This is a genomic window from Amycolatopsis methanolica 239, from assembly GCF_000739085.1.
Taxonomy (GTDB): domain Bacteria; phylum Actinomycetota; class Actinomycetes; order Mycobacteriales; family Pseudonocardiaceae; genus Amycolatopsis_E; species Amycolatopsis_E methanolica.
Map to the genome: position 1 here is coordinate 2085215 of NZ_CP009110.1, position 25688 is coordinate 2110902.

A 25688-nucleotide genomic window follows, 5' to 3' on the forward strand; every position below is an offset into this window, starting at 1 on the left:
GGCTCAGCGGTCGGCGGTGACGGGGGCGGGGCGCTCCGGTTCGGGGGTTTCGGCGGTTTCGCGCGGCTCCTCGACCGGCGTGACCTCTTCGGCCTTGGATTCTTCGACCACGCCCACGGCAAGTTTCCGGCCCAGTCTCATCGCAGCCTCCTCGCGGATCACGGGTGCGTTTTCCCAGCGTGACCCGTGAACGCGGCGATGTCCAGAGCTATTCGAAACGCGCGGTGTCCCCAGCACCCTTTCGGACGATCTCCGGCTCGCCGCTGGAGAAGTCGATCACGGTGGTGGGCTCGGTGCCGCAGTCGCCGGAGTCGACCACCGCGTCGACCACGTGGTCCAGCTCGTCCTTGATCTCCCAGCCCTGGGTGAGCGGCTCCTCGTGGTCGGGCAGCAGCAGCGTGCTGGAGACCAGCGGCTCGCCCAGCTCGTCGAGCAGCGCCTGCGCGACGACGTGGTCCGGGATGCGCACGCCGACGGTCTTCTTCTTCGGGTGCAGCAGCCGCCGCGGCACTTCTTTCGTGGCCGGGAGGATGAACGTGTAGCTGCCCGGCGTGGCGGCCTTGATCGCGCGGAAGACGGTGTTTTCGACGTGCGCGAACTGCCCGAGCTGGGCGAAGTCGCGGCAGACGAGCGTGAAGTGGTGCCGGTCGTCGAGGTGCCGGATGGCGCGGATGCGGTCCAGCCCGTCACGGTTGCCGAGCTGGCAGCCGAGGGCGTAGGCGGAGTCGGTCGGGTAGACGATCAGGCCGTCCTGCCGCAGCAGGTCGACGATCTGGCCGATCGACCGGCGCTGGGGGTTGTCCGGGTGCACGTCGAAGTACTTCGCCATCCCCAGAGCTTAGGATCTTGCGTTCCGGCCCGCCGACAGAGGCGAAAGACCCCAGCCTGCAGGGCCGTTCGGCACGTTCTGCGTCCCGGTTGTCGACTCTTCGTGTCGATCACACAGCACGGTGAAGTGTGACGTGTGTCACTATCTTCTCGGGCTAATGACCTGCTCCGAACTTCCTATATGCCGGTCATGTTGGTGACTCCTCGTCATTCGGCGGGCCGGGACCGCGTGGTCGTCGTGATCCCGGCGCACGACGAAGCCGCGAGCGTCGGCGCGACGATCGACTCCGCGCTGGCGCAGACGGTCCCGCCGGACGCGATCTTCGTCGTCGCCGACAACTGCTCCGACGACACGGCCGCGATCGCGGTGGCGCACGGCGCGCGGGTTCTGGAAACCGTCGGCAACACCGACAAGAAGGCCGGCGCGCTGAACCAGGCCCTCGAGGTCGTCCTGCCCCAGCTCGACGGGGACGACCGCGTCCTGGTCATCGACGCGGACTCGCTGCTCGCTCCGGAGTGGATCGAAACCGCGCTCGGCGTGATGGAGCGGCCGGGGGTGGGTGCGGTCGGCGGCATCTTCTACGGCGAGGGGCGCGAGGGGTTGATCGAACAGTTGCAGCGCAACGAGTACGTCCGCTACGCCCGGGACGTGCTGCGGCGTGGCAAGGGTGTCTGGGTGTTGACCGGCACCTCCACGTTGTTCCGGGTGTCGGTGCTGCGCGAGATCGCCGCGGCGCGTGGTGCGGTGTTGCCGGGGCGGGCTGGGGAGTTCTACGACCGGCGTGCGCTGACCGAGGACATGGAGATCACGCTGGCGTGCCTCAGGCTCGGCTACCGGTGTGTGTCGCCGGCGCGGTGCGCGACGACGACCGAACTGATGCCGACGTGGCGGGACCTGTGGCGGCAGCGTGTGCGCTGGCAGCGCGGCGCGATCGACAACCTGCGCTCACACGGCGTCAACCGCGTCACGTTGCCGTACCTGGGGCAGCAGCTGTGGGCGGTGCTGGGGTTTCTGGTGATCGTGGGCTACCCGCTGCTGCTGGGCCTGTCGCTGGCGGCCGGGATGCCGTTGGTGCTGCACCCGTTCTGGCTCGCGGTGGGCGCGGTGTGCCTGGTCGACCGGGTGGTGACGGTGCGGAAGGCGGGCTGGCGCGGGATTGTGCTGACGCTGCTGTTCCTGCCCGAGATGTACTACGACTTCTTCCGCCTGGCCGTGTACCTGGCCGGGTGGCGAGACGCGGTGCTGCGGCGTACGGCCGGATGGCACCACCTGACGGCTGTGAGGGGGTGAAAGACATGTACGGAAAGGGTTTCACCGCCGCCGGTTCCGGTTCGGCCGCGCTGGCCTACACCGGGTTCGGCGCGGGGTGGATGATCCTGGCGGGGCTGATGCTGTTGCTCGCCGGAGTGGCGCTGGTCAAGCTGGTGCCGCGCAAGGGGCAGGCCTGAGTGGGTGCAGCGCGCCCTGGCTGGCGTCGTTCTCTCCGTCGAAACTGGATTCCGACGGAAAGGAGAACGGAAATGCCGGTCATCGTCATCACGGGAGCGAGCAGCGGAATCGGGCGGGCCACCGCAATAGAGCTGGCCAAGGCGGGGCACCGGGTCGTGCTGGGCGCGCGCCGGGAACAGCGGCTGAAGGAGCTGGCCGCGCGCATCGGGGGCTCGTACCGGAGGCTGGACGTGACGGACGCGGAGGACGTGCAGTCCTTCGTGGACTGGGCGGTGGCCGAGCACGGCCGGGTCGACGTGATCGTCAACAACGCCGGAGTGATGCCACTGTCCACTTTGGACCGGCTGAAGCTGGACGAGTGGAACCGGATGATCGACGTGAACATCCGGGGCGTGCTGCACGGAATCGCCGCGGGGCTGCCGGTGATGCGCCGGCAGGGCGGCGGGCGCTTCGTGAACATGGCGTCGATCGGTGCGCACGAGGTGGTGCCGACGGCGGCGGTCTACTGCGCGACCAAGTACGCGGTGTGGGCGCTGTCGGAGGGGTTGCGCCAGGAGACGGGCCCGGACATCCGGGTGACGACGATCTCGCCCGGCGTGACCGAGTCGGAGCTGGCGGACAGCATCACGGACGAGGAGGCCGCCGAGGGAATGCGGAGCTACCGCGCGAAGACGATCCCCGCTGCGGCGATCGCCCGCGCGATCACTTTCGCGATCGAGCAGTCCGCCGAGGTGGACGTGAACGAAATCATCGTCCGCCCGGCGGCCTAGGTGTAATCCAATCGCGACGTTGAACAGTGTTGCACCGAGCCGGTGACTTCCGATCCAACTGACGTCTCCACGGCACGCAGGTTAGGGCAGTCGGTGAAATCGAGAACTCGCTGGGAAATCGGCGTCGCGGTGGTCGGTGCGCTGGTGGTCGCCGGTGTGACGGTCGGCGTGACGGCTGCCCTCGACGGGACGGACGCTCCTCGCTCGGCCGGCTCGCCGGCGACCACCACGTCGCGGTCGCCAGTCTTTTCGTCCACGGTGACGGCCGCGGCGCCATGAACGCCTGCCAGTCACTCTCCGAGAAGCCGGAGTTCGGCGGCGCTGCACTGTCCCGCGAACAGCTCGAAGGTCACCTACGACGCAGTGCCCTGGGATCTGCGCCGCTACTGGGTGGGCTGGCACCCCGGCGACAAACCCAAGCCCAAGAAATCCATTTCGGAGGGCACGTTCGAAGTCGGGGTGGACATCGAAGCGGGCAAGTACAAGGGAAACTGCCCCAACGGTGGCTGTTGGGCCCGCTACGCCGACGATTCCGGCAACGACATCATCGCCAATGACCTCACCGAAGGGTCGTCCACGATGCAGTTCACCGCCAGGAAGGGCGAGTTCGTGTCGGTCAGTCGCTGCACCTTCACCAAGGTGAACTAGCTACCGCAGCAAGGAACCCAGTCGCTGGGCCGCGTCGACCACCGTGCGGCCCAGCGACTCCTCGTCGGGTGCGGAGAACAGTGACAGGCCGATGCTGACGTCCCGTCCGGGCACCACCGCGGAGACCCCGATGATCGACGGCGCGATTTCCCCGTAGGACACGGCGAAGCCGCGCTTGCGGGCCAGCGAGACCTCCTCGCGCTCGTCCTCCACAGCCGGGGCCGCGGACAGCAGTGCCAGGCCTGCCGAACCGCGGTCGATCGGGTCGACCTGGCCGGGCCGGAAGCTCACGTGCATCCGCGCCTGCCGCGGCTCGACGATCATCAGCATCCGCACCTCGTCCGCGCCCTCCCGCACCACCAGGTGCGCCGTCGCCTGGGTGAGGTCCGTCAGCTCCTCCAGCACGGGCCGCGCGAGCGTCCGCAGGTCCTGCTCCACCGGCTCGGCCAGCCGCACCAGGCCCGTCCCGAGCGGGATCCGCTTGAACCGGTCCCGCCGGCACAACCGGTGCGCCTCCAGCGTGCGCACGAGCCGGTGCGCCACCGTCGGGTGCACGCCCACCCCTTCGGCGATCTCGGTCAGCGTCATCCCCTGCGGGTGCGCGACGAGCAGGTCGAGGATCTGCAACCCGTTGTGCAGCGTTTTCGACATCCCCGAGTCGACTTCGGACACGCGGGCACCCCCTTGACGACGAACCGGACCGCGACCTAACCCGGCGGCGCTGCGGGCGGGCGAGGACCTGTTCGTCGTCGCCGCCGACGGCAGCCGCGGCGACCACCTGCGCTTCGGCGAGCAGGTCGGGGCGGGCGTCACCGGTGACGGCTGGGGCGATCGCCCAGCCGGTCGCGATGATCCTCGGCAGCCTCACCGGCGGCCTGATCCTCGACCACATCAACTGGTTCGGCCTGTCCGGCTGGCGGTGGGTGTTCATCCTGCAGGGCCTGGTCGGCCTGGTCGTGCTCGCGTATCTGCCGAACAAGCCCAGCCAGGCGCGCTTCCTCTCGCGCGAGGCGAGCGAGTGGCTGGAAACCGAGATCAACAAGGACTACGCGCCGGAGCAGAAGGAGACCTACCTCGGCCAGCTGCGGGTCATGAAGGACCGCAAGGTGCTCTACATGGCCTTCGCGAACCTGTTCGCCGCGTGCGGCCTGTACGGGTTCACCTTCTTCCTGCCGCAGATCGTCAAGCAGACGGATCCGTCCTACTCGGCGACCAACATCGGCTTCCTCGGCGTGATCGCGTGGCTCGTCGGCGCGGTGGGCATGCTGCTGGTGGCGCGCAACTGCGACCGGACGGGGGAGCGGCGCGGGCACGTCGTCGCGATGATGCTGCTGGCCGCGATCGGCCTGTTCGGCACCATCCAGTTCCGGCACACCCCGGTGGCGGCGTTGATCTGCCTGTCGCTGGTCGCGATCGGTGTGCTCGGCTACCTCGCGCCGTACTGGGCGCTGGCCTCGCGGGTGCTGTCCAAGGAGCACACCGCGGTCGGGCTGGCCGCGATCAACTCGATCGCCGCGCTGGGCGGGTTCTTCGGGCCGTACGTGATCGGAAAGAACGCCACCGCCGACAACGTGTCGGTGGGCCTGTACTTCCCGATCGCGTGCCTGGTCATCTGCGCGGTGATGCTGTCCTTCCTCAAGGTGACGAAGGAACGGCCTGGCGCCGTGGCGACTCACGAGGTAGTTTAGATATTAACTACTTCCTCCGGCGATAGGGTTGCGGTCATGGCGGATGGCGAGCTCGACTTCTGGTCCTTCGTCGAGCTCGCCAACCGCAGGCTCGCCGAGGAGTTCGGCTTCCGGCACCAGCTCGCCACCGAGGTGCTGCTGACGCTGAACCGGGCCTCCAGCATCGTCACCTACGACCTGGAGGCCAGCGTCCACCGGCCGCGCGGCCAGTCCTGGTCCGGCTTCCGGCTGCTGTTCGTTACCTGGCTGGCCGGCCCGCTGGAGGCGAAGAAGGCCGCCGAGCTGACCGGCATGAGCCGCGCGGCGGTGTCCAACCTGTCGAAGACCCTGGTGGCCGACGGGCTGCTGGAGCGCACGCCCGGCGAGCACGACGGCCGCTCGGTGCTGCTGTCGCTGTCCGAACGCGGCCGCGCCGAGATGGTCGAGGTGTTCCGCGAGCACAACGAGCGCGAGCACGAGTGGACCAGCGTCCTCACCGAGGCTGAGCAGCGGATCCTGGTGATGCTGCTGGACAAGCTGATCACCAACCGCGACCAGTTCGACGTGCGTGGCCGCAACTGACCCTTGCGCACGAGCGAAGTAGTACATACATTTACTACATCGGACCGGCAAGGAGGCGAGGTCATGGCGTACTACCGGCAGGTCGGTGCGGTTCCGCCGAAGCGGCACACGCAGCACCGCACCCCCGAGGGTGGCCTGTACTACGAGGAGCTGATGGGGGAGGAGGGCTTCTCCAGCGACTCGTCGCTGCTCTACCACCGCAACATCCCGTCGGCGATCGTCGACTCGACGGTCTGGGAGCTCCCGGACCTGACCACCGAGGCCAACCACCCGCTCCGGCCGTGGCACCTCAAGCTGCACGAGCTGTTCCCCGGCGAGGAGTGGAAGTCCAACGACGTCGTCACCGGGCGGCGGCTCGTGCTCGGCAACGGCGACGTGCGCATCTCCTACGTCGTGGCGGGCGAGGTGTCCCCGCTGTACCGCAACTCGATCGGCGACGAGTGCGTCTACATCGAGTCCGGTGAGGGCGTCGTCGAGACCGTGTTCGGCGTGCTGCCGTTCCGTCAGGGCGACTACGTGATCCTGCCGCGCGCCACCACCCACCGCTGGGTGCCGGACGGCCCGGTGCGGGCGTACGCCATCGAGGCGAACTCGCACATCACGCCGCCGAAGCGGTACCTGTCCAAGTACGGCCAGCTGCTGGAGCACGCGCCGTACTGCGAGCGCGACCTGCACGGGCCCACCGAGCCGCTGCTGGTCGAGGGCACCGACGTCGAGGTGCTGATCAAGCACCGCGGCAGCACCGGGATCGTCGGCACCCGGTTCGTGTACCCGCAGCACCCGTTCGACGTGGTCGGCTGGGACGGCTGCCTGTACCCGTACACGTTCAACGTGAGCGACTTCGAGCCGATCACCGGCCGCGTGCACCAGCCGCCGCCGGTGCACCAGGTGTTCGAGGGCGACAACTTCGTCGTCTGCAACTTCGTCCCGCGCAAGGTGGACTACCACCCGCTGTCCATCCCGGTGCCGTACTACCACTCCAATGTGGACTCCGACGAGGTCATGTTCTACTGCGGCGGTGACTACGAGGCGCGCAAGGGCTCGGGCATCGGGCAGGGCTCGATCTCGCTGCACCCGGGCGGCCACTCGCACGGCCCGCAGCCGGGCGCCTACGAGCGCAGCATCGGCGCGGAGTTCTTCGACGAGCTGGCCGTCATGGTCGACACGTTCCGCCCGCTGGAGCTGGGTGAGGGCGGCCGCGCGGCCGAGGACCCGAACTACGCGTGGACCTGGGCCGGGCGGGGGCCGAAGTGAGTGTGTTCGCCGGCTTCCTCGACGACGCGGCGGTGTTCCCGCCCGGTCTGAAGCCCCTGCCGCGGGCGGTGCCGGACCACGCCGCGCACCTCGCGTCGGGCTACGGCGAGCTGGTCGGCCCGCTGGTCCTGGCCGCGCCCGCGCTCGCGGAGCTCGGCGCGGTCGCTGCCGAGCCGCTCGATCTGTCGGTGACCGCGCCGGGCGGCCCGGCCCAGCTGCCGGACGCTCTGGGCCGGGCCGCCGACCTGCCGGTGCGGCTGGCCGGGTTCGAGGTCGCGGTGCCCGCGGAGTCGTCGGTGCCGGAGTTCTTCCGCGCGCTGGAGGCCGCCGGTGATGTGCCGGTGTTCGTCGAGGTGCCACGGGATTCCCGCCGCGCCGAGGTGATCGCGACCTGCGCGAAGACCGGGCACGCCGCGAAGTTCCGGACCGGTGGGGTGAAGGCGGAGCTGTACCCGGACGAGGCGGAGCTGGCCGCGGCGGTGCATGCCGTGGTGCGGGCGGGAGTGCCGTTCAAGGCGACCGCCGGGCTGCACCACGCGGTGCGGAACACGGACCCGTCGACCGGGTTCGAGCAGCATGGGTTCCTGAACCTGCTGCTGGCGACGGCGGCCGCCCGCTCCGGCGCGGGCGAGGACGAGCTCGTCGCGTTGCTCGCGGAGCGGGACGGCGCGCGGGTGGCCGAACTGGTGTCCGAAGTGGACCCCGCGGCGCGTGAGTCGTTCCGGTCGTTCGGGACCTGCAGCATCGACGAACCGGTGGCCGAGCTGGTGGACCTCGGACTGGTCCCGGCTTCGGCGCTGGGAGGAGGAGTGACGGCGTGACCACGATTGACATCCCCGAGGGGTCGCTGTTCGGGCTGGACAACTTGCCCTACGGCGTGTTCTCCACGCCGGGGACGCAGCCGCGGGTCGGCGTGCGGGTGGGCGACTCGGTGGTCGACCTGGCGGTGGCGCTGGGCGACGACGTGTTCGCGCGGCCGTCGTTGAACGCGTTCATGGCGCAGGGCTACGACCGGTGGGTCTCGGTGCGGGCGCGTATTTCGGAGCTCGTGCGGGGTGAAGTGCCCGCTGAGGCGGTCTTCCCGGTGTCCGAAGTGGAACTGCACCTGCCCGTCGAGGTCGCGGACTACGTGGACTTCTACGCGTCCGAGCACCACGCGTCCAACCTGGGGCGGCTGTTCCGGCCGGACGCCGAGCCGCTGATGCCGAACTGGAAGTACCTGCCGGTGGGCTACCACGGGCGCTCCGGGACGGTCGTGGTGTCCGGCACGGACATCGTGCGGCCGTGCGGGCAGCGCAAGGCGCCGGACGAGGCCGCGCCGTCGTTCGGCGAGTCGCGGCGGCTGGACATCGAGGCGGAGCTGGGGTTCATCGTCGGGGTCCCGTCGGCGCTCGGTTCGGGTGTCCGGACGGAGGACTTCGCGCGGCACGTGTTCGGCGCGGTGCTGGTGAACGACTGGTCGGCGCGGGACATCCAGGCCTGGGAATACGTCCCGCTGGGCCCGAACCTCGGCAAGAGCTTCGCGACGTCGATCTCGCCGTGGGTGGTGCCGCTGCTGGCGCTGGAGGCCGCACGGGTCCCGACGCCGGAGCAGTCGCCGGAGCCGTTGCCGTACCTGCGGGAGTCGTCGCCGTGGGGGCTGGACATCGAGTTGTCGGTTTTGTGGAACGGGCAGGAGGTCAGCCGCCCCCCGTACCGGGAGATGTACTGGTCGCCGGCGCAGATGCTGGCACACATGACGGTCAACGGCGCGTCGTCGCGGACAGGCGACCTGTACGCGTCCGGCACGATCTCCGGCCCGGAGAAGAACCAGCGCGGCGCGTTCATCGAGCTGACCTGGGGCGGCAAGGAGCCGATCGAGGTCAACGGCGAGTCTCGAACGTTCCTCCTCGACGGCGACGAGGTGGCCATCACGGCGACCGCCCCGGGCTCGGAAGGCCGCATCGGTTTCGGCGAGGTGCGGGGGAGGATCCTGCCGGCCACGGAGGCGAAGCGCTGAGCCGAAGGCACTCCCGGCAAGCTGTCCGCCGGGGGTGCCTCAGCTCAGCTGCAGCCGCATGCCCACCGTCTCGTGGTGCGGCAGGTCGGCGATCGAGCACGTGAACGTCGAGCGGCCCAACGCGTCATGGCCCGCCTCGATCCGGGTCGCGACGGTCCCGACGGGTTTGTATACCGCGTGCACACCGCGCGGAAGGACTACCTGGTGGTGCACTCCCCAGGTGCGGGTGACGTGCGGCTCCGGCCCCGGCGTGCCGCCGACGGTCAAGCTCCGCGCCCGGATCCGCACCTTGCGACGTCGTTTCTCGGGTTGGTTCCAGGCGCTGCCGACGTGAAGGCGGATCAGGTGCGGCTCGTCCTTCACGGCCTCCGCGAGCATCATGCTCGACTCGTGGACGTCGCCGTTGCACTCGATGTGGGTCACCTGCTGCCACTTTGATCACGACCTGGGATTCAGGCTCCCGCAGGATGAGGTCGGTGTAGCGCGCGAGCAAGCTTCCGGTCTTCCTCGTGTTCACGCAGCGGTTCGCGCCGGTCCCGCCAGATGGCGGTGACGGCCCCCAGGACGGACAGGGCCACGGCGGCACGGGCGCCGGCCCGGATGGGGAGGCTGCCGAACAGGGTGCCGAGCAGGCCCGCGAAGCCCAGCAAGCCGACCACGGCTTTCAGTGCAGCAGGAAGACCTTCCTCGGTGATGTACGAGTCGAGCCAGGCTACGAAACTCTTGAACACACCCTCGCCCCCTCTGCGCCGGAGAGCCACGAGCCGCCGTTGAACGGCATACATACCAGAGAGTAAGGCCGAATCTTTCGCGTCCGTTACTGCCTTCGAGTGCTGTTCAGTAACAGTCGCAGGGCCCCTACCGGCCCGTGAACGTGGCCTTCCCCGGCCCCTCTTCGAGGAAGGACCGCACCGCGTTGCGCAGGTCCTCCGTCCGGTACAGGTCCGCCGCGATCGAGGTAATCGCGGCGTTCGCCTCGGCGACGCCGCCGTTCGCGAAGTGCGACAGCACCTTCTTCGTCGCCACGTGGGCGCGCGTCGGGCCCTCCGCCAACGATGCCGCGAAGGACCGGGCGGCCTCGTCGAACCCGGCGTCCGGCAGCACCCGGTTCACCACGCCCCACCGCTCCAGCTCGGCCGCCGGGTAGCGGTCGCCCGTCATCACGAACTCCGCGGCCCGCCCGACGCCCGCCCGCGCGGCCAGGCGCTGCGTGCCGCCCATCGCCGGGGTCAGGCCGACGACCTTCTCCACCAGCCCGAACGACGCCCGCTCCGCCGCGAGGATCAAGTCGCACGCCACCGCGACCTCAAAAGCCCACGTCAGGCACAAGCCGTGCGCCGCGAACACCGTCGGGATCTCCAGCGCCGCGATCCGGTCCGGCAACGCCAGCATCCGGTCGAACAGCTCCTTCGCCTGCCCGGGCGTCTCCTGCGCGGCGAACAGCGACACGTCGACCCCGCCGCTGACGATCTTGCCCTCGGCGCGGATCAGCAGCGCCCGCGCATCCCCGAGGCGGTCCAGCGCGGCGTCGAAGTCCGCGTGCAGCTCCAGCGTGTACAGGTTGAGCGGCCCGGCGTCGATCGTCAGCACGGCCAGTCCGGTGGGCTCGAGGTCCAGGCGCACAGTCACAAGGCCGCAGACTAGACGGCCGCGCCCGGACGCACAGTGATCACCGCCGCATTCCCGACCGCCACCCGCGGCACCGCGGACCCCGACACCGGTCCACCCCGGTCGTCGCCACGCGGATCGGGCCGCCGTGCGTTACCACGACCAGCTCCTCCCCGGCGTGCCGCGCCGCCAGCCTGCCCAGCGTCCGCCGCACCCGCAGGTGCAGGTCGGCCACGCTCTCCCCGCCACCGGGCGGCAGCCGCCGCGGGTGCGCCCAGAGGCTGTCGATCACCGGCTGCACTCCGGGGAACCGCCTGCCCTCCAGCGCGCCCAGCCGCTGCTCCCGCAACCGGCGTCGACCAGCACCGGCAACCCCAGCCGGGCCGCGATGATCTCCGCCGTTTCCCGAGCCCTGGGCAGATCGCTCGACACGAGCACCGTCCCGGCCACGTCCAGCGCGGCCGCCTGCGCCCGCCCCGCCGCGGTGAGCGAACCCGCCCGCGGCGACTGCCCCTGCACGCGGCCGGCGACGTTCCACGCGCTCTGCCCGTGCCGCACCAGGTGCACGGCCATCAGTACTGCAACCGCGGGTCGTCGTAGTTCTTGAACTCCAGCACGTTGTTCGACGGGTCCACCAGGAACAACGTCCGGTGCTGCTCGGCCGTCCCCTCGAACCGCAGCGACGGCCCGGACAGCACCCTCAGCTTCCGGTGCTCGACGACCCGCACCAGCCGGTCGAAGTCCTCGGCCCGCGCGAAGCTCACGCCGAAGTGCCGCGGGTAGGCCACCGCCTCGGCGGGCACGTTCTCCGACAGGTGGCACACGAGCTGGTCGCCGAAGAAGTCGAACGTGACTCGGTCGTCGTAGCGGCGGGCCAGCTTCGCGCCGAGGCCGAAGACGTAGAACTCGGCGGCCTCGTCGAGGTCGCGGGCCGGGATGGCGACGTGGCAGGCATCGCGAGGGTCACGCATGGACGGTTCCCTTCGGAGTCGGGGTGAGCTGGATGAGGGTGTCGGCGCGCAGCCCGCGCCGCAGGGTTTCCACGCCGAGCACGTCGGTGGTGGCGATGTTGCCGAGGTTCACCGACGGCCCGAGCGCCTGGATCAGTTCGACCTGCAGGTCCTTGGTCGGCGCCTCGAACAGCAGGCGCCGGTGGTCGACGGCGGAGATCACCGCGTGCAGCACGTCCTCACGCACGTGCCCGTCCGGCCTGGCCAGGCCGCTGCGGCCGCTCTCGCGCGTCTCGGTGATCACGAAGTCCGCGCCCGCGGCGAGGTCCTCGGTGATCGCGGCGACCCAGTCGCCCGGCCCGAGGCAGGCCGAACGGCCCGCGTCCTTGTAGCCGACCTCGGCGAGCACCGGCCGGTACCGGTCATCCGCTCGACGTAGGACGCCTTGTCGTGCTGGGACAACGGGATCGTGCCGTGGGACACCTCGATGTGGGTGGCGCCGGCGTCGTCGACGAACGCGAGGTAGTCGTCCAGCCGGTCGCGCACCAGGTAGTGCTCGAACAGCGTGCCGCCGAAGAAGCAGCCGATCCCGGCTTCGCGCAGCACGGCGACCTTGCGGTGCAGGTCCCTGGTCACCAAGGCGGTGCCCCAGCCGAACTTGAGCAGGTCGATGTGGTCGCCGTGGCTGGTCACCAGGTCGGTGAAAGCGCCGGTCGGCAGACCGGGGTCGATCACCATGGTCACACCGGTGTTCATCGGGTTCCTCCTGTGGGGACGAGGGCGGGTGCGGGCACGCGTGCGCGCACCCGGGCCCGCCCGGTGAGGGCGAGGCTGGCCGGGGTGCGCCGCGCCAGTGCGGTGACCAGGCCGGACACGGAGTAGACGAGCGGGACGACCGCCAGCACCAGCACGGGCAGCAGGACCGCGTCCGGCGGCTGCGCGGGGCCGGCGGCGGCGACCGCGAGGAGCAGGCCCTGCAGCAGCAGCGGGTGGATCAGGTACACGCCGAACGACGCGTCGGAGGCCGCGCGGACCAGACCGCGCCACGGCGTCCCGCGCTCCGTCCACACCAGACCGAGCGCGAGGAACGTCCAGGCCACGGCGAAACTCTCCACCGCGACGACGGGCTGGAACACGATGCCGGCCACCAGCGGCGGTTGCCCGGCCAGGTAGACCTGTCCCCGGTAGACAGCCACGCCGAGCGCCAGCGCCGCCGCGCACCCGCCGAGGACCGCCCGCACGTGCGCACGGGTCCACGCCACGAGCCGTTCCCGGTGCGTCCCGGCCAGCGCGCCGACCAGCACGTAGCCGAGGTAGCTGGGCAGCCAGGCCTCCGGCGCGTGCACCCACCCGGACAGCCCGCCGAGGTTCCACTGCTGCTGCACGGCGAGCGAGAACACCAGCTGGAACGCCACCGCGAAGGCCAGCAGCGCCCAGTGGTACCGCCGGGTCACCGCGATGAGCGCCCGGACCGCCGGCCAGACCAGGTAGATCTGCATCGACACGAGCACGCCACCGCGGCTTGCGCGCCGTGCTGTAGGTGAGCACGAACGCGGTCAGCAGGAAGAACACCTCGCGGCTGACGTGGAAGACGATGATCAGACCGCCGATCGGCACCCCCGGCGCGAACGGCGCCAGCGCCAGCACGTGCAGGCCGATCACCAGCCCGACGGTCAGGACGCGCACCAGGTCGACGTAGTGCAGGTGCTCGCCCCGCCGGCTCACCGCCCGTCCCCCGCGGCCCGCGGTTCACGGCGCAGCACCTAGAGCGCCGCGAGGCCGGCGCCGAGCCACGGCGGCGTGCGCAGCCCGGACGTGTCGATCACCAGCCCGCCGAGCGACGACCCGAGGATGACGCCGAGCGTGATGAACGACGAGTGCACGGTGTTGACCAGCGGCCGGGCGTTGCCGGCGCGCTGCACGCGAGTCACCATCGCCGGGTTCATCGTCACGCCGACCAGCCCGATGCCGAGCATCGCCACCAGCGCGGGCGCGGGCAGGTCGGCGAGCACCGCGAACGCGGCGAGGAAGACCAGGTTCAGCGCGAGGCCGGCCACCAGGACGGGCAGGGTATGCCGGTCGGCGAGGCGTCCGACGACGACGTTGCCCAGACGGTGGCCGCGCCGTAGGCGACGAGCAGCAGCGGCACGGTGCCGCCGTCGAACCCGGTGACCTCGGCGTGAAGTAGCTGAACGCGGAGAACGTGGCGCCGATGATGAGCGTGCTGGTCGACAGCGCCAGCCACAGCCGCGGGGCGCGGAACACGCCCAGTTCCTCGCGGACGGTGCCGCCGTCGGCCGACGCGGGCGAGCGCGGGCACCCCGGCGAGCGCCGCGACCACGGCCAGCACCCCGATCGCCCAGAACGCCGCGCGCCAGCCGAGGTTCTCGCCGACGACCGTGGCGAGCGGCAGGCCGAGCAGGGTGCCGAGCATCAGGCCGTTCATCACCACGGCGATCGCGCGCCCGCGGACCTCCGAGCGGGTGAGCTGGGCGGTCAGCGAGATGCCGATGCCGAAGAACGCCTGCGCGGCGACGCCGGTGACGACGCGGTGACCAGCATCGTGCCGTAGCCGGTCGCGGTCGCGGTCGCGGCCAGCACGTTGCCCGCCAGGAAGACCGCGAACAACAGCATCAGCGCGGTCTTCGGCGCGAGCCGCATCAGGGCGGCGGTGAGGACCGGACCGCCTGCCGCCATCGCGACCGCGAACGCGGTGATCAGGTAGCCGATCTGCGGCACCGTGACGCCGAGCCCGTCCGCTAGCTGGCGCATCAGCCCGGCGACGACGAACTCGCTCGTGACCATCGCGAACACGCCGAGGCTCAGCACGCAGATCGCGCGCGGCATGCGCACGCACTTCATAGACAACCGTACGTTCCAGCATTAGGTCAAGCCGCAAGGGCTTTCAGGCGAGCAGCGACAAGGCCTGGTCGACGGTCTCGTGCAGGCGGCGGGCGTCGTCGGTCTTGCCGACCACGCGGATGCCCTGGATGAACGTGACGAGGAACCGGGCCAGCGCCCGCGGGTCCTTGTCCGGCGCGAGGTCGCCCTCCTGCTGGGCGCGGGAGAGAGTGCCTGCCAGCGCGGCCTCCAGCTCCCCGAAGGCGATGTCCACCCGGCGGGCCGCCTTCGCGTCCCGGGGCAGCAGCTCGGTCGCGGTGTTGGTGACCAGGCAACCCTTGCGCTCTGCGTCCTCACGGCATTCGGTGACGTAGGAGCGGATGAAGTCGCGGACCGTGTCGAGCGCCGGGCCGGGTCGGTTCAGTGAGGTCATCGTCTCGATGCCGCGCAGTTCGCAATAGCGGTCCAGGGCGCGCAGGTAGAGGTCGTGCTTGCTGCCGTAGGTGGCGTACAGGCTGGCGCGGTTGAGGCCGACGTGGTCGGCCAGGTCCTGCATCGAGGTGGCTTCGTAGCCCCGGCGTCAGAACAGCTCCAGCGCCGCGCGCAACGGGACGTCGGGATCGAACTCCTTGGTCCTCGCCATGATCGGCGGCGTAGCGTATTGCCAACCGATCGTTCCAGTAACCCTGGTCTGCCTGTGCCCCTGCTGTCCGCTTACCGAGTTGATCGTCAACCAAGAGAGGCGCGAATGTTGCACAATCGAATGATGGATCCGCCCGGTGGGGCGGTGACCGGAAGTCATCGGGAGGCGTGAACTGATGAGCCGCACGGGGCGGGCCGCGCGTGAAGCGGTACCGCCCGAAGCGGTGCTGACCCCTGCCGCGGTGGCGAGCAGGCTCGGTGTCGCGGTCGCGACGCTGCGCAGCTGGGACCGCAGGCACGGGCTGGGGCCGAGCTCCCGCGAACCGGGCCGGCACCGCAGGTACACGGTCGGCGACCTGCGACGCCTGGAGCGCGTGGTGCACCTGGTGCGCCAGGGCGTGCCGGTGGCGAGCGCGGCCGCGAGCGTGAGCGCGGGTGCGGTGCCGCCGATCGGCCCGCCCGGTCAGGTGCCCGACCGGGTGGCGAGCCGCCGGCGGCGGTCACTGCGCGGAGCCGCCGAGAAGCTCGACCCGGACGCGTTCCGCCGCATCGTGGTCGGCTTCCTCGACCGGCACGGCACCGTCGACACCTGGCAGAAGCTGCTCGTCCCGTTCCTGCAGGAGCTGGGCGAGCGGTGCGCCGAACCGGGCGGGCCCGTCGAGGTCGAGCACCTCGCCACTGACGGGATCATCGCGGCGCTGCACGCGGTCTCGCTGGGCGGCACCGGTTCGGCGTCGGTGCTGCTGGCGTGCGCGCCGGACGAACAGCACTCGCTGCCGCTGGAGGTCCTGCGGCACGCGCTCGCCGAACGCGGCCGCGGCGCGATCTCGCTCGGCGCGCGGGTGCCGCCGCGGTCCCTGCTCACGACCGTGACGGTGCGCAAGCCGGCCGCGACGGTCGTGTGGGCGCACACGACCGAGCTGGCCCGCCAGGTCCCGGCGGACGAGCTGACCGGCACGCGGCTCTTCGTGGCCGGCCCCGGCTGGGACGGCCTCGCCCTCCCGGACGGGACGCGGCACCTGCGCAACCTGGCCGAGGCGGTCGAGGCTCTGGCCTGAGCGTCAGGGGTTGACGCCGGTCAGCGCGAAGAACTCCTGGCGGGACCGAGCGTCCTCGCGCAGCGTGCCGAGTAGCGTCGAGGTGACGGTGCTCGAACCGACGGCCTGCACGCCCCGCAGCGTCATGCAGGTGTGCTCGGCCTCGATCACCACCCCGACGCCCTTCGGATGCACGTGCTCGGCGAGCCAGTCCGCCACCTGCTTGGTGAGCCGTTCCTGCACCTGCGGGCGCCGCGCGAAGTGCTCGACGATCCGGGCCAGCTTGGACAGGCCGAGGATGCGCTCGCCGGGCAGGTACCCGACGTGCGCGACGCCGACGAACGGCAGCAGGTGGTGCTCGCACACCGACCGCACCGGGATCCCCCGCGCCAGCACCAGCTCGTCGTACCCCTCGTCGTTGGGGAACGTGGTCAGGTCGAACGGCCGCGGCGAGAACAGCTCGGCGTAGGCGCGGGCCATCCGGCCGGGCGTACCGCGGAGGCTCTCCGACTCCAGCGACACGCCCAGGGCTTCGAGGAACTGGGCGGCGTGGAGCTCGGCGGTGGCGAGGTCGACTCCCTCGGCGGGCTCGTGGACGACTCGCAGGGCGGTTTCGGACTGCACGGACGTGCCTTTCGGTCGGGTGGGTCAGTGGGCGGGGCGGGTGCGGTGGGCCGGTCGTGGGCGGTACCCCTCGGCCTGCACGTCCTCGGCGGCGACGCGGACGCCGAAGCGGTAGGCGAGCTTGCCGCCGAGGTAGCCGGACACCGCCAAGGCCGCCAGCGCGGCCGCGGACAGCACCAGCGGGCCGATGCCGACTCGCCCGTCGAGCTCGCCCTGCCGCCAGAAGAAACCGGCGGCGAACGCGCCGGTGACGGCGAGGTTGAGCCCCATGTGCGTGAGGCCGGTCCGGAAGGCCCGGGTGCCGCGCGGCACCGCCAGCAGGTCGAGCGCGCCGGTGGCCGCGGCCAGCAGCGCGCCGATGATCCCGATGGCGATGAGCCAGACCGATCCCCGTGTCAGGAACCCCGGCCCGGCGACGATCCGGGACCCGATGTCGAACACCAGGCTGCTCACCCACGCCCCGATCGGCACCGTCACCAGGATCGGGTGGAACGGGTGCCCGTATGGCCCGGCGAGCGTGGCGCTCGCCGGCCGTTTCGCGTCTGCCATGACGACCTCCGGCTACTCAGTTTTCGCCAATGAAGTTTGGTCTTATTGCTCGTGAACGTCAAGAGCGCGCGATTGCGCAGGTGAGATTGGGTGATATCGTGACCCGATGAGCGAGGGGTCGATCCGGGCGCTGGCCGCGCTCGACGACGAGCTGCGGCGCAACATGTACGCCTTCATCCGCCAGGCCCGGCGCCCGGTCACGCGGGACGAGGCCGCCGCCTCCGCCGGCATCTCGCGCAAGCTCGCCGCGTTCCACCTCGACAAGCTCGTGGCGGCCGGGTTGCTGCGGGCGCGCTACGAGTTCGTCGGCGAACGCCGGGGCGCGGGCCGCACCCCGAAGGTCTACGAGCCCTCCGGCGAAGAGGTGCGGGTCAGCATCCCACCCCGCCACCACGACCTGCTCGCGGACATCCTGCTCGGCGCGGTGCTGGACGAAGGCGAACGCGAGAACGCCCGCGACGCCGCGCTGCGCGTCGCGCGGGAGCGGGGCCGCGCGATCGGGACCGCCGAGCGCGAGCGGACGCGGCCGGGGCGCCTCGGCGCCGAGCGGGCGCTGACCGTCGCCACGGAGGTCGTGGAACGGCACGGCTTCGAACCCAGCCGCGAGTCCCCGGTGTGCGTGCGGCTGCGGAACTGCCCGTTCCACCCGCTGGCCGCGCGCGAACCGGCCGTGGTGTGCGGGATCAACCACTCCTTCCTCGGTGGCGTGCTCTCCGGCCTCGACGCGGCGAGCGTGGAGGCGGCCCTGGAACCGCGCCCGGGGGAGTGCTGCGTGGAACTGCGGGCCAGGTCCTGAGCAGCCGTTCCAAGCGACGCCCGGCCGGCCCGCGGGCGTGACACTCGGCTGAGTGACAAGCACGGGGGGTTGTGACAACGTGGCGGCATGGTGGAACCTGCCGTCCGGGTCGAGCGCAGCGGCCCCGTCCACACCGTGATCCTGTCGCGCCCGCACGCGCGCAACGCCGTCGACGGGCCGACCGCGCAGGCGCTGCTGGAGGCCTTCGAGGCGTTCGGCGCCGACGACTCCGCCGCGGTCGCCGTGCTGTGGGGCGAGGGCGGCACGTTCTGCGCGGGCGCCGACCTCAAGGCGATCGGCACCGAGCGCGGCAACCGGCTGGGCGAGGACGGCCCCGGCCCGATGGGACCGACGCGGCTGCGGCTGGGCAAGCCGGTGATCGCGGCGATCGCCGGGCACGCCGTCGCGGGCGGGCTGGAACTCGCGCTGTGGTGCGATTTGCGGGTCGCCGCCGAGGACGCGGTGTTCGGGGTGTTCTGCCGGCGCTGGGGGGTGCCGCTGATCGACGGCGGCACCGTGCGGCTGCCCCGGCTGATCGGGGTGAGCCAGGCGATGGACCTGGTGCTGACCGGTCGCCCGGTGGCGGCCGAGGAGGCGCTGCGGATGGGCCTGGCGAACCGGGTCGTGCCGGCGGGCACCGAGCGCGCCGCGGCGGAGGAGCTCGCCGCGGCGATCGCCGGGTTCCCTCAGACGTGCCTGCGGGAGGACCGGCTGTCGCTGCTGGAGCAGGACGGGATGGACGAGCAGGCCGCGATGGCGAACGAATGGCGGCACGGCATGGTCTCGATGGCCGCCGACGCGGTGCGCGGCGCACAACGCTTCGCGGCGGGCGCAGGCCGCGGGGGTTCGTTCGACTAGCGCTGCCGGGCGCGGAGCACCGACAGAGCAGCGGCGGCGCGCCGCGGCGTTCGTGCCGCGTTCCCCCGCGGCGGCGGTGGGCCGCCGAGCTGCGCTGCCGTGCGTTCGCGGCGGCCCGGTCGCGCGGAGCGCGTCTGCGGCGCGGAGCACCACCCAGGGGTGACCGGCTCGCGGCGGTTCGTGCCTCGCTTCCCGCCGGGACGGTGGGCCGCCGACCGGCGCTGCCGCGGGGTTCGAGCCGCCGCGCGGACCACCACCAGGGGTGGCGGGCTCGCGGCGCGATGGCCCGTCAACTGGCGGCGCGCGGGATCGAGCCGGCCCTGCCGCGTGGAGCGCTAGACAGGAGGCGATCGCCCCGCGGCGTGGTGGGCCACCCAGCGCGCCGCCGCATCGGCCCAGCCGGGTGGAGCACCACCGGCGGCTCGGGCGGTCAGCTGTTCTCGTTGATCGCGTTGTTCGTGCCGGTCACGAGCCAGCGCGCGACCTCGTGCAGCTTGCGGTTCGTGTTCTGCGAGGCGCGGACCAGCAGGTCGAACGCCTGGTCGTCGGTCACCTGGTGGCGCTCCATCAGGATGCCCTTGGCCATCGAGATGACGTCGCGCGACTCCAGCGCGTTGCGCAGCTGCGCCTGCGCGCGCGACCCGGCCAGCGCGACGGCCGCGTGCGCGGCGAACAGGCCGGCTACATGCTCGGCGGAGTCGTCGAACGCGCGCCGTTGGGTCGAGTACAGGTTGAGCGCGCCGAGCAGCGTCTTGCCGGTGAACAGGCGCACCGCGAGCATGGAGTTGATCCCCAGCTCGGCGGCGGCGTACCCGAATTTCGGCCAGCGCTCGTCCGCGGCGATGTCGGACGTGCGGTAGACGATGTCGGTGAACACCGCGTCCACGCAGGGGCCCTCGCCCAGCTTGTGCTGCAGCTGGTCGAGGCGCGAGACCCGCTCGCTGGACGGTGCGACGGACTTCAGGCTGCCCGACTGCAGCAGGGAGATGCCGGCGTCCTCGGTGCCGGGGACCGTCGCCGCGACGGCCTGCACGATGTGCGCGACCGTCTGCTCGACGTCCGGTTCCGGTTCGAGAGTGCGCACCACCGCACTGAGCGCGTCCGCGAGCTCGAGGTCGGCCGGCTTGATGAGTTCGTCCGTCACCTGGACAGTCTCGTGCATGGCCCCCGGCGGCGACAGGGGCTGCTGCCCCCGGTTTCAGATCCCAGGGTCCCTCGGCGGGCTGACGCGGTCCCGACGGAAGGCCGCCGCGACTCAGGCCGCGGAAACGAGCCCGAGCAGCCCGGCCAGCGCCCACGCCCAGGCCGCGCCCATCGTGATGGCCAGGTAGACCTCGGCCGCGGCGGTGCCCGCGAACGCGAGCGCCACGAGCAGCCAGAACCACCGGATGGCGGATGCGCGCATGGGAACCACTCCTTGCCGGGTTGCGTCGCCTATCGCGCCCCGGCGGTGCGGGGTTACCTGCGTTGCTATTCGCAGTACTTGAGCAGCGGCAGGATCGCCCGTTCCGGCAGCTCCGCCGGTTCGGCGCATGCCGCCAGCCGCGCCAGCAGGTCGTCCTCGTCGAGACCGGTCCCGATCAGCACCAGGCGCGTGGCCGGGGCCTCCGCGCCCCACGGCGACCGGTGGAACCGCAGGTACGGGCCGACGGTCTGCAGCAGGAACCGGTCGTCGTAGCCGGGCACGGCGAACCGCACCGGCCCCTTCATCCGGTACAGCCCGGCAGGCCGTTCCGTCAGGAACGCCAGCAGCCGCCGCGGGTGGAGCGGCGTGTCGCACGAGAACTCGACGCTGCGGTAGGCGTCGTGCAGGTGTTCGTGGACCTCGCCGTCGGAGTGCCGCAGGTCGTCGAACGACAGCTGCCGCGCCACCGGCGTTCGCTCGCGCGCGTCGAACAGCAGCCCGGGGTCGATCGCGCCGAACGCCGACCGCACCACCGGCCGCCCGTCGCTCACCTTGCGCACCAGCTCGACCAGGCCGGGATCGTCGCGCCGGTCGGTCTTGTTCAGCACCACCAGGTCGGCGAAGCGCAGGTGCTCGTCCAGCTCGGGGTGGCGCACCCGGTTGGCTTCGAACTCGACCGCGTCCACCACCTCGACGAGCCCGCCGTAGGCGACGCGGGGGTTCTCGCTGGACAGCAGCATCCGGACCAGGTCGCGTGGCTCGGCGAGGCCGCTGGCTTCGATGACGATCGCGTCGATGCCCAGCTCCGGCTCGGCGAGCCGCTCCAGCATCCGGTCCAGGCCCGCGGTGTCGACCGCGCAGCACAGGCAGCCGTTGCCCATCGGCAGCATGGCGTCGACCTGCCCGGCGACGGCCAGCGCGTCCACGTTGACGCGGCCGAAGTCGTTGACGATCACGCCGATGCGGTGGTCGTGGGCGTGCGTCAGGAGGTGGTTGACCAGTGTCGTCTTGCCCGAGCCCAGGTAACCGGCGACCAGGACCACGGGAATCGCCTCGGAAGTGCTCACCGCGCGACACCCTAGCGCGCACCCGGCCGTGCCAGTGGGATCGCCGCTCCGGCGCGCCCGCCGTGGTGGGTGCGGGGTTGCCGGGATGGCGCTGCTTGCGAGGTGCGCACCCGGCCACGCCAGGGGCAGTGTCGCCCCGCCGGCTGGTCCACGCGGTTGCGGGGCGGCCGCCGCCTGCGTGGCGTGGTTGAGCAGGCGGGGCTCCGCCGGCCGACGGGGAGGGCGTGCTCAACCGCGCCAGTGGTACTGCCGCTCCGGCCGCCCGGTTCCGCCGTAGCGCAGCCGCACCTCGGCCCGGCCGGCGGCCACGAAGTGCTCCAGGTACCGCCGCGCGCTCGGCCGCGACAGGTCCGTCACCCCGGCGCACTCGCTCGCCGACAGGCCGTCCGGATGCGCCTGCAACGCCTGCCGCACCAGTTCGGCCGTCTGCTCGGTCAGCCCCTTCGGCAGCGCTTTCGGTGTACGGGCGCCGAAGACCGCGTCCACGTCCTCCTGCCCGGCCGTGCTGCGCTGCGCCAGCCGGTGCAGTTTCCGCCGCAGCGTGGCGAACTCCTCCAGCTGCGCCTGCAGCGCCGACGACGAGAACGGCTTGATCAGGTAATGCAGCGCGCCGCCACGCAGGGCGCCGCGCACCGTCTCCACGTCCCGCGCGGCCGTGATGATCAGGACGTCGATGTCCTGCGTCGCCGGGCCGGACCGCAGCTGCCGCAGCACCGACAGGCCGTCCACGTCGGGCAGGTAGATGTCCAGCAGCACCAGGTCCGGGTGCAGCTCCCGCGCCGCGCGCAGCGCCTCCGCGCCGGTGTGCGCTACCCCGGCGACGGTGAACCCGGGCGCGCGCGACACGTATCCACTGTGGACCTTCGCGACCATGAAGTCGTCGTCCACCACCAGGACCCGCATCACCGGGGCACCTCCGCTCGGGTCGGCAGGACGGCGGTGAACACCGCACCGTCGGCGTTGTGCACGGCCACCGAACCGCCGCGGCGCAGGCACGTCTGGCGGGTCAGCGCCAAACCGAGCCCGCGCCTGCCGCCGTGCTCGGCCGCCTTCGTGGTGAACCCGTGCGTGAACACCTCGGTCGCGATCTCCGGAGCCACCCCCGGCCCGGAGTCCCGCACCACCACCGAAACCGCGTCCGCGGCCTGCCGGATCTCGACCTCGATCCAGTCGCCGTCCCGCCCGGCCAGCGCGTCCAGGGCGTTGTCGACGAGGTTGCCGACCACGGTCACCAGGTCCGCCGACAACCGGTCGTCCACATCGTCCAGTCCGGTGCCCGGCGCGAGCCGCAGTCCGACGCCCCGCTCGGCGGCGAGACTGGCCTTCGCGATGAGCAGCGCCGCGACCGCCGAGTCGGCGATGTGCGCGGTGACCTCCTCCTGCCACTTCGTCTGGGCCTGGCTGACCAGGTCGACGTAGTGCCGAACCTCGTCGTACTCGCCCAGCTCGATCAGCCCGGCGATGGTGTGCAGGCGGTTGCTGAACTCGTGGGCCTGTGCCCGCAGCGTGTCCGTGGCCCGCGACGTCGCCTCCAGCTCCTCGCGCAGCGCGGCCAGCTCGGTGCGGTCCCGCAGCGTCACGACGGCGCCGCGCGCGATCGGCATCCGGTTGAGCGCCAGCACCCGCCCCGCCCGCAGGCCGATCTGGTCGACGCCGTGCGCGCGTCCGGTGAGCACGTCGGTGAGGCGCTCGTTGAGCCCCAGTTCCGCGACCGGCCGCCCGACGCAGTCCGCGGGCAGCGCCAGCAGGTCGCGGGCGTGGTCGTTGACGAGCGTGACGCGGTGCTGGGAGTCCAGGCCGAGCACACCCTCCTTGATGCCGTGCAGCAGCGCTTCCCGGTGTTCGGCCAGCGCGGTGATCTCCCGCGGCTCCATGCCCAGCGTCTGCCGTTTCACGCGCCAGGTGAGCAGCAGCGACCCGGCGACCCCGACCACGGTCGCGAGCCCCAGCATCGTCAGCGCCGCGCTGGGCGAGTTCGCCACACCCTCGAACAAGCCGGGCGTCTCGGTGCCCGCCGCGACGATCCCGACGATCTGCCCGGCGTCCCCGATCACCGGCACGTGCGCGACCAGCTGCCCGGAGATCTCGCCGACCCACGCACGCCCCTGCAGCACGGTGCTCGCGCCCAGCGGCAGCTCGGTGCGCAGCTGGTTCGGGTCCGGGGAGGTGAGCACGATCCGGTCGGGCGCGGCGATGATCACCGAGTCCGCCCCGGACAGGGTCCGCGCGGACTCGGCGAAGGCGGGCAGCGCGTCCCGCCGGATCGGATCGGCCAGGCTCGCCCGCACCCCGGCGGTCGCCGCGACCTGTTCGGCGACGGCGAGCAGCTTGCGGCCCTGCGTGTCGGTGAACGTCCGGTCGGACTGCACGGCGGAGTAGCCGAACACGCACGCGAGCAGGGCGAACACGATGATCAGCTGCCAGCCCAGCAGCTGGCGGGCCAGCGATCCTTGCGCACCCACGCCCTCACTATCGCATCCACGCCGCCCGATCGTGCCGTGACCACAATGACCACAACGACCGATAGGTGCCTAACGGGTGACAGCGGCGCGGCCCCGGTGCACGATGCCGGGCAACGAAGCTCCACAACGAGGTGCGCTGATGAAGAATCGCAAGGCCTGGCTCGCCGTTCTCGGCGCGGCCGTGGCTCTCCTCCTCGTCCCCCCGCTGGTGTCGGCGGGCGGCGAGGAGACCGGGCCCCAGATCAGGGGCCTGCGGATGATGGTCCCCAACTCACCCGGCGGCGGCTACGACATCACGGCCCGCACGGCCGTGAAGGCAGTCGAGGACGCCGGGCTCAACGGCAACATCGAAGTGTTCAACCTGCCCGGTGCGGGCGGCACCGTCGGCCTCGGCCGTCTGGTCAACGAGCGCGGCAACGGCAAGCTCGCCATGTCCATGGGGCTCGGCGTGGTCGGCTCGGTCTACACCAACAAGTCGCCGTCGTCGCTGCAGGACACCACCGCGATCGCGAAGCTGACCGAAGAGGCCGACATCGTCGTGGTCAGCAAGGACTCGCCGTACCAGACGATCCAGCAGCTGGTCGAGGCGTGGCGCGCCGATCCGGGCAGCGTCCCGGTCGGCGGCGGCTCGGCGCCCGGCGGGCCGGACCACCTGGCGCCGATGCTGATGGCGCAGGCGGCCGGGATCCCGCCCACACGGGTCAACTACATCCCGTTCGACGGCGGTGGCGAGCTGATGGCGTCCGTGCTGGGCGGCAAGGTCGGGTTCGGCGTCTCCGGCATCGGCGAGACCCGCGACCAGATCGCGTCCGGCGCCCTGCGAGCGTTGGCGGTGACCAGCCCGCAACGCGTGCCGGGCATCGACGCGCCGACGCTCCAGGAGTCCGGTGTGGACGTCTCGTTCACCAACTGGCGCGGCATCGTCGCGCCGCCGGGGCTGTCCGACAGCGACCGGGAACGGCTCATCGGGCTGTTCACGCGCCTGCAGGACACGCCCCAGTGGCGGGAAGCGTTGCAGCGCAACGGGTGGACGCCGGCTTTCCAGCCGGGTGACGACTTCGCGGCGTTCCTCAAGACGGAGAACGACCGGGTGGCCGCGGTGCTGAAGGAGCTGGGGCTCGCATGAGCGTGATCGAGGAGAAGACGGCCGCCGCGCCGAAGTCCTGGTGGCGCACGCACTCCGAGCTGGGTGTCTGCGTCTTCCTGTTCGCTGTCGGCGTGCTCGTGCTCGTCGACGCCCTGAGCATCCCGACCGACTTCACGCAGCGCGGACCGGTCGGCCCGAAGGCGGTGCCGATCCTCGTCGGCTCGCTGCTGCTGCTGGTGTCGCTGCTGCTGGCGCGCGACGTGCTGCGCGGCGGCCGGGGCGAGGCGGAGGCGGGGGAGGACGTCGACCTGGACGCCCCCGCGGACTGGCGCACGGTGCTGCTGTTGTCGGGCGCGTTCCTGGCGAACGCGGCGCTGATCGACACGCTCGGGTTCCCGCTGTCGTCGGCGATCATGTTCTGGGGCGCGGCCTACGCGCTGGGCAGCAGGCATCTGGTGCGGGATCCGCTGATCGCGGCCGGCGTCTCGCTGGTCACCTGGTTCGTCTTCACGGTGCTGCTGGGCGTTCCGCTGCCCGGCGGCCCGCTGATGGGGGTGCTGTAGC

Annotated in this window: 32 protein-coding genes and 4 pseudogenes; 14 read left to right on the top strand and 22 right to left on the bottom strand. The window is 71.6% G+C overall.

The window, feature by feature from the left end:
• Positions 1-3: 3 nt before the first annotated feature.
• A complete protein-coding gene (locus tag AMETH_RS37865; protein ID WP_156131639.1) occupies positions 4-162 on the bottom strand; it encodes a hypothetical protein in 159 nt (52 codons plus the stop codon).
• 46 nt (positions 163-208) lie between these two features.
• Complete coding sequence (locus AMETH_RS10190) at positions 209-829, bottom strand: L-threonylcarbamoyladenylate synthase (protein WP_017981343.1); 621 nt, start codon at positions 827-829, stop codon at positions 209-211.
• Positions 830-1009: 180 nt separating this feature from the next.
• Here AMETH_RS10190 and AMETH_RS10195 point away from each other — a divergent pair, with 180 nt between their 5' ends.
• The 4 genes from AMETH_RS10195 to AMETH_RS10205 all read left to right on the top strand — a co-directional run bounded on the left by AMETH_RS10195 (position 1010) and on the right by AMETH_RS10205 (position 3696).
• Positions 1010-2119 (top strand): glycosyltransferase family 2 protein, encoded by a 1110-nt coding sequence (locus AMETH_RS10195; RefSeq protein ID WP_156131640.1) that lies wholly within the window; start codon positions 1010-1012, stop codon positions 2117-2119.
• A 5-nt stretch (positions 2120-2124) separates the two neighbouring features.
• A complete protein-coding gene (locus AMETH_RS37870; RefSeq protein ID WP_017981345.1) occupies positions 2125-2277 on the top strand; it encodes a hypothetical protein in 153 nt (50 codons plus the stop codon).
• A 72-nt stretch (positions 2278-2349) separates the two neighbouring features.
• Complete coding sequence (locus tag AMETH_RS10200; protein WP_017981346.1) at positions 2350-3048, top strand: SDR family oxidoreductase; 699 nt, start codon at positions 2350-2352, stop codon at positions 3046-3048.
• Between the two features lie 363 nt (positions 3049-3411).
• The gene (locus tag AMETH_RS10205) at positions 3412-3696 is read left to right on the top strand and encodes a hypothetical protein (protein ID WP_017981347.1); all 285 of its coding nucleotides are present in this window, start codon (positions 3412-3414) and stop codon (positions 3694-3696) included.
• Here the strand turns inward: AMETH_RS10205 and AMETH_RS10210 are convergent, their stop codons facing one another.
• A complete protein-coding gene (locus tag AMETH_RS10210) occupies positions 3697-4368 on the bottom strand; it encodes an IclR family transcriptional regulator (RefSeq protein ID WP_026152985.1) in 672 nt (223 codons plus the stop codon). It abuts the gene before it with no gap.
• 140 nt (positions 4369-4508) lie between these two features.
• Here AMETH_RS10210 and AMETH_RS10215 point away from each other — a divergent pair.
• The 5 genes and pseudogenes from AMETH_RS10215 to fahA form a co-directional block, all read left to right on the top strand.
• Positions 4509-5384 (top strand): annotated as a pseudogene (locus AMETH_RS10215) (MFS transporter); the annotation flags it as partial.
• 36 nt (positions 5385-5420) lie between these two features.
• Positions 5421-5945 (top strand): MarR family winged helix-turn-helix transcriptional regulator, encoded by a 525-nt coding sequence (locus AMETH_RS10220; RefSeq protein WP_017981350.1) that lies wholly within the window; start codon positions 5421-5423, stop codon positions 5943-5945.
• A 63-nt stretch (positions 5946-6008) separates the two neighbouring features.
• On the top strand, positions 6009-7199 hold the full coding sequence (locus tag AMETH_RS10225; RefSeq protein WP_017981351.1) for a homogentisate 1,2-dioxygenase: 1191 nt from the start codon (positions 6009-6011) through the stop codon (positions 7197-7199).
• Entirely contained in the window at positions 7169-8020 is an 852-nt protein-coding gene (locus AMETH_RS10230) for a hypothetical protein (RefSeq protein ID WP_017981352.1), read from the top strand. Before AMETH_RS10225 ends, AMETH_RS10230 begins: the two co-directional genes overlap by 31 nt.
• Positions 8017-9198 carry a fumarylacetoacetase gene (gene fahA, locus AMETH_RS10235; protein ID WP_017981353.1) on the top strand — a complete coding sequence of 394 codons (1182 nt, stop codon included), beginning with the start codon at positions 8017-8019 and terminating at the stop codon, positions 9196-9198. Before AMETH_RS10230 ends, fahA begins: the two co-directional genes overlap by 4 nt.
• A gap of 39 nt (positions 9199-9237) precedes the next feature.
• On the opposite strand, the gene AMETH_RS10240 is transcribed toward fahA, so the two are convergent.
• The 12 genes and pseudogenes from AMETH_RS10240 to AMETH_RS41385 all read right to left on the bottom strand — a co-directional run.
• Positions 9238-9621, bottom strand: coding sequence for a hypothetical protein (locus AMETH_RS10240; RefSeq protein ID WP_017981354.1), 384 nt, complete (start codon positions 9619-9621; stop codon positions 9238-9240).
• A gap of 29 nt (positions 9622-9650) precedes the next feature.
• Positions 9651-9929, bottom strand: coding sequence for a hypothetical protein (locus tag AMETH_RS10245; RefSeq protein ID WP_156131641.1), 279 nt, complete (start codon positions 9927-9929; stop codon positions 9651-9653).
• A 127-nt stretch (positions 9930-10056) separates the two neighbouring features.
• Entirely contained in the window at positions 10057-10821 is a 765-nt protein-coding gene (locus tag AMETH_RS10250) for an enoyl-CoA hydratase/isomerase family protein (RefSeq protein WP_017981356.1), read from the bottom strand.
• 46 nt (positions 10822-10867) lie between these two features.
• A pseudogene (locus AMETH_RS42495) lies at positions 10868-11379 on the bottom strand (histidine phosphatase family protein).
• Complete coding sequence (locus tag AMETH_RS10260) at positions 11379-11777, bottom strand: VOC family protein (protein ID WP_017981358.1); 399 nt, start codon at positions 11775-11777, stop codon at positions 11379-11381. The pseudogene AMETH_RS42495 and the gene AMETH_RS10260 overlap by 1 nt, the downstream one beginning before the upstream one ends.
• A pseudogene (locus AMETH_RS42500) lies at positions 11770-12512 on the bottom strand (phosphosulfolactate synthase). The gene AMETH_RS10260 and the pseudogene AMETH_RS42500 overlap by 8 nt, the downstream one beginning before the upstream one ends.
• On the bottom strand, positions 12509-13255 hold the full coding sequence (locus AMETH_RS10270; RefSeq protein ID WP_223843192.1) for an acyltransferase family protein: 747 nt from the start codon (positions 13253-13255) through the stop codon (positions 12509-12511). Before AMETH_RS10270 ends, AMETH_RS42500 begins: the two are co-directional and overlap by 4 nt.
• Before the next feature lie 264 nt (positions 13256-13519).
• Complete coding sequence (locus AMETH_RS38655; protein WP_026152986.1) at positions 13520-13813, bottom strand: MFS transporter; 294 nt, start codon at positions 13811-13813, stop codon at positions 13520-13522.
• Positions 13795-14268 (bottom strand): MFS transporter, encoded by a 474-nt coding sequence (locus AMETH_RS39855; protein WP_223843193.1) that lies wholly within the window; start codon positions 14266-14268, stop codon positions 13795-13797. The genes AMETH_RS38655 and AMETH_RS39855 overlap by 19 nt, the downstream gene beginning before the upstream one ends.
• Positions 14253-14603 (bottom strand): MFS transporter, encoded by a 351-nt coding sequence (locus tag AMETH_RS39860; RefSeq protein WP_223843304.1) that lies wholly within the window; start codon positions 14601-14603, stop codon positions 14253-14255. Before AMETH_RS39860 ends, AMETH_RS39855 begins: the two co-directional genes overlap by 16 nt.
• Before the next feature lie 58 nt (positions 14604-14661).
• Positions 14662-15030, bottom strand: coding sequence for a TetR family transcriptional regulator C-terminal domain-containing protein (locus AMETH_RS10280; protein WP_267283477.1), 369 nt, complete (start codon positions 15028-15030; stop codon positions 14662-14664).
• A gap of 51 nt (positions 15031-15081) precedes the next feature.
• A pseudogene (locus tag AMETH_RS41385) lies at positions 15082-15162 on the bottom strand (TetR family transcriptional regulator); the annotation flags it as partial.
• 253 nt (positions 15163-15415) lie between these two features.
• Here AMETH_RS41385 and AMETH_RS10285 point away from each other — a divergent pair.
• Entirely contained in the window at positions 15416-16297 is an 882-nt protein-coding gene (locus AMETH_RS10285) for a MerR family transcriptional regulator (RefSeq protein ID WP_017981363.1), read from the top strand.
• Positions 16298-16300: 3 nt separating this feature from the next.
• Here AMETH_RS10285 and folE read toward each other — a convergent pair whose 3' ends face one another.
• Positions 16301-16900, bottom strand: coding sequence for a GTP cyclohydrolase I FolE (gene folE / locus AMETH_RS10290; RefSeq protein ID WP_017981364.1), 600 nt, complete (start codon positions 16898-16900; stop codon positions 16301-16303).
• A 24-nt stretch (positions 16901-16924) separates the two neighbouring features.
• On the bottom strand, positions 16925-17449 hold the full coding sequence (locus AMETH_RS10295; RefSeq protein ID WP_017981365.1) for a DUF2231 domain-containing protein: 525 nt from the start codon (positions 17447-17449) through the stop codon (positions 16925-16927).
• Positions 17450-17555: 106 nt separating this feature from the next.
• Here AMETH_RS10295 and AMETH_RS10300 point away from each other — a divergent pair, with 106 nt between their 5' ends.
• Both AMETH_RS10300 and AMETH_RS10305 read left to right on the top strand, forming a co-directional pair.
• Positions 17556-18245, top strand: coding sequence for a helix-turn-helix transcriptional regulator (locus tag AMETH_RS10300; protein ID WP_017981366.1), 690 nt, complete (start codon positions 17556-17558; stop codon positions 18243-18245).
• A gap of 87 nt (positions 18246-18332) precedes the next feature.
• A complete protein-coding gene (locus tag AMETH_RS10305) occupies positions 18333-19103 on the top strand; it encodes a crotonase/enoyl-CoA hydratase family protein (protein WP_017981367.1) in 771 nt (256 codons plus the stop codon).
• Positions 19104-19533: 430 nt separating this feature from the next.
• On the opposite strand, the gene AMETH_RS10310 is transcribed toward AMETH_RS10305, so the two are convergent.
• The 5 genes from AMETH_RS10310 to AMETH_RS10325 form a co-directional block, all read right to left on the bottom strand.
• Positions 19534-20247 (bottom strand): GAF and ANTAR domain-containing protein, encoded by a 714-nt coding sequence (locus AMETH_RS10310; RefSeq protein WP_017981368.1) that lies wholly within the window; start codon positions 20245-20247, stop codon positions 19534-19536.
• Positions 20248-20358: 111 nt separating this feature from the next.
• A complete protein-coding gene (locus tag AMETH_RS38660; RefSeq protein ID WP_017981369.1) occupies positions 20359-20508 on the bottom strand; it encodes a hypothetical protein in 150 nt (49 codons plus the stop codon).
• A gap of 65 nt (positions 20509-20573) precedes the next feature.
• Positions 20574-21575, bottom strand: coding sequence for a CobW family GTP-binding protein (locus AMETH_RS10315; RefSeq protein ID WP_476692321.1), 1002 nt, complete (start codon positions 21573-21575; stop codon positions 20574-20576).
• A 228-nt stretch (positions 21576-21803) separates the two neighbouring features.
• Entirely contained in the window at positions 21804-22481 is a 678-nt protein-coding gene (locus AMETH_RS10320; RefSeq protein ID WP_026152991.1) for a response regulator, read from the bottom strand.
• A complete protein-coding gene (locus tag AMETH_RS10325) occupies positions 22478-24037 on the bottom strand; it encodes a sensor histidine kinase (RefSeq protein ID WP_017981372.1) in 1560 nt (519 codons plus the stop codon). The genes AMETH_RS10320 and AMETH_RS10325 overlap by 4 nt, the downstream gene beginning before the upstream one ends.
• 139 nt (positions 24038-24176) lie before the next feature.
• Here AMETH_RS10325 and AMETH_RS10330 point away from each other — a divergent pair, with 139 nt between their 5' ends.
• Both AMETH_RS10330 and AMETH_RS10335 read left to right on the top strand, forming a co-directional pair.
• Positions 24177-25163 (top strand): Bug family tripartite tricarboxylate transporter substrate binding protein, encoded by a 987-nt coding sequence (locus AMETH_RS10330; protein WP_017981373.1) that lies wholly within the window; start codon positions 24177-24179, stop codon positions 25161-25163.
• Positions 25160-25687 (top strand): tripartite tricarboxylate transporter TctB family protein, encoded by a 528-nt coding sequence (locus tag AMETH_RS10335; RefSeq protein WP_017981374.1) that lies wholly within the window; start codon positions 25160-25162, stop codon positions 25685-25687. The genes AMETH_RS10330 and AMETH_RS10335 overlap by 4 nt, the downstream gene beginning before the upstream one ends.
• The last annotated feature ends 1 nt before the right edge of the window (position 25688 follow it).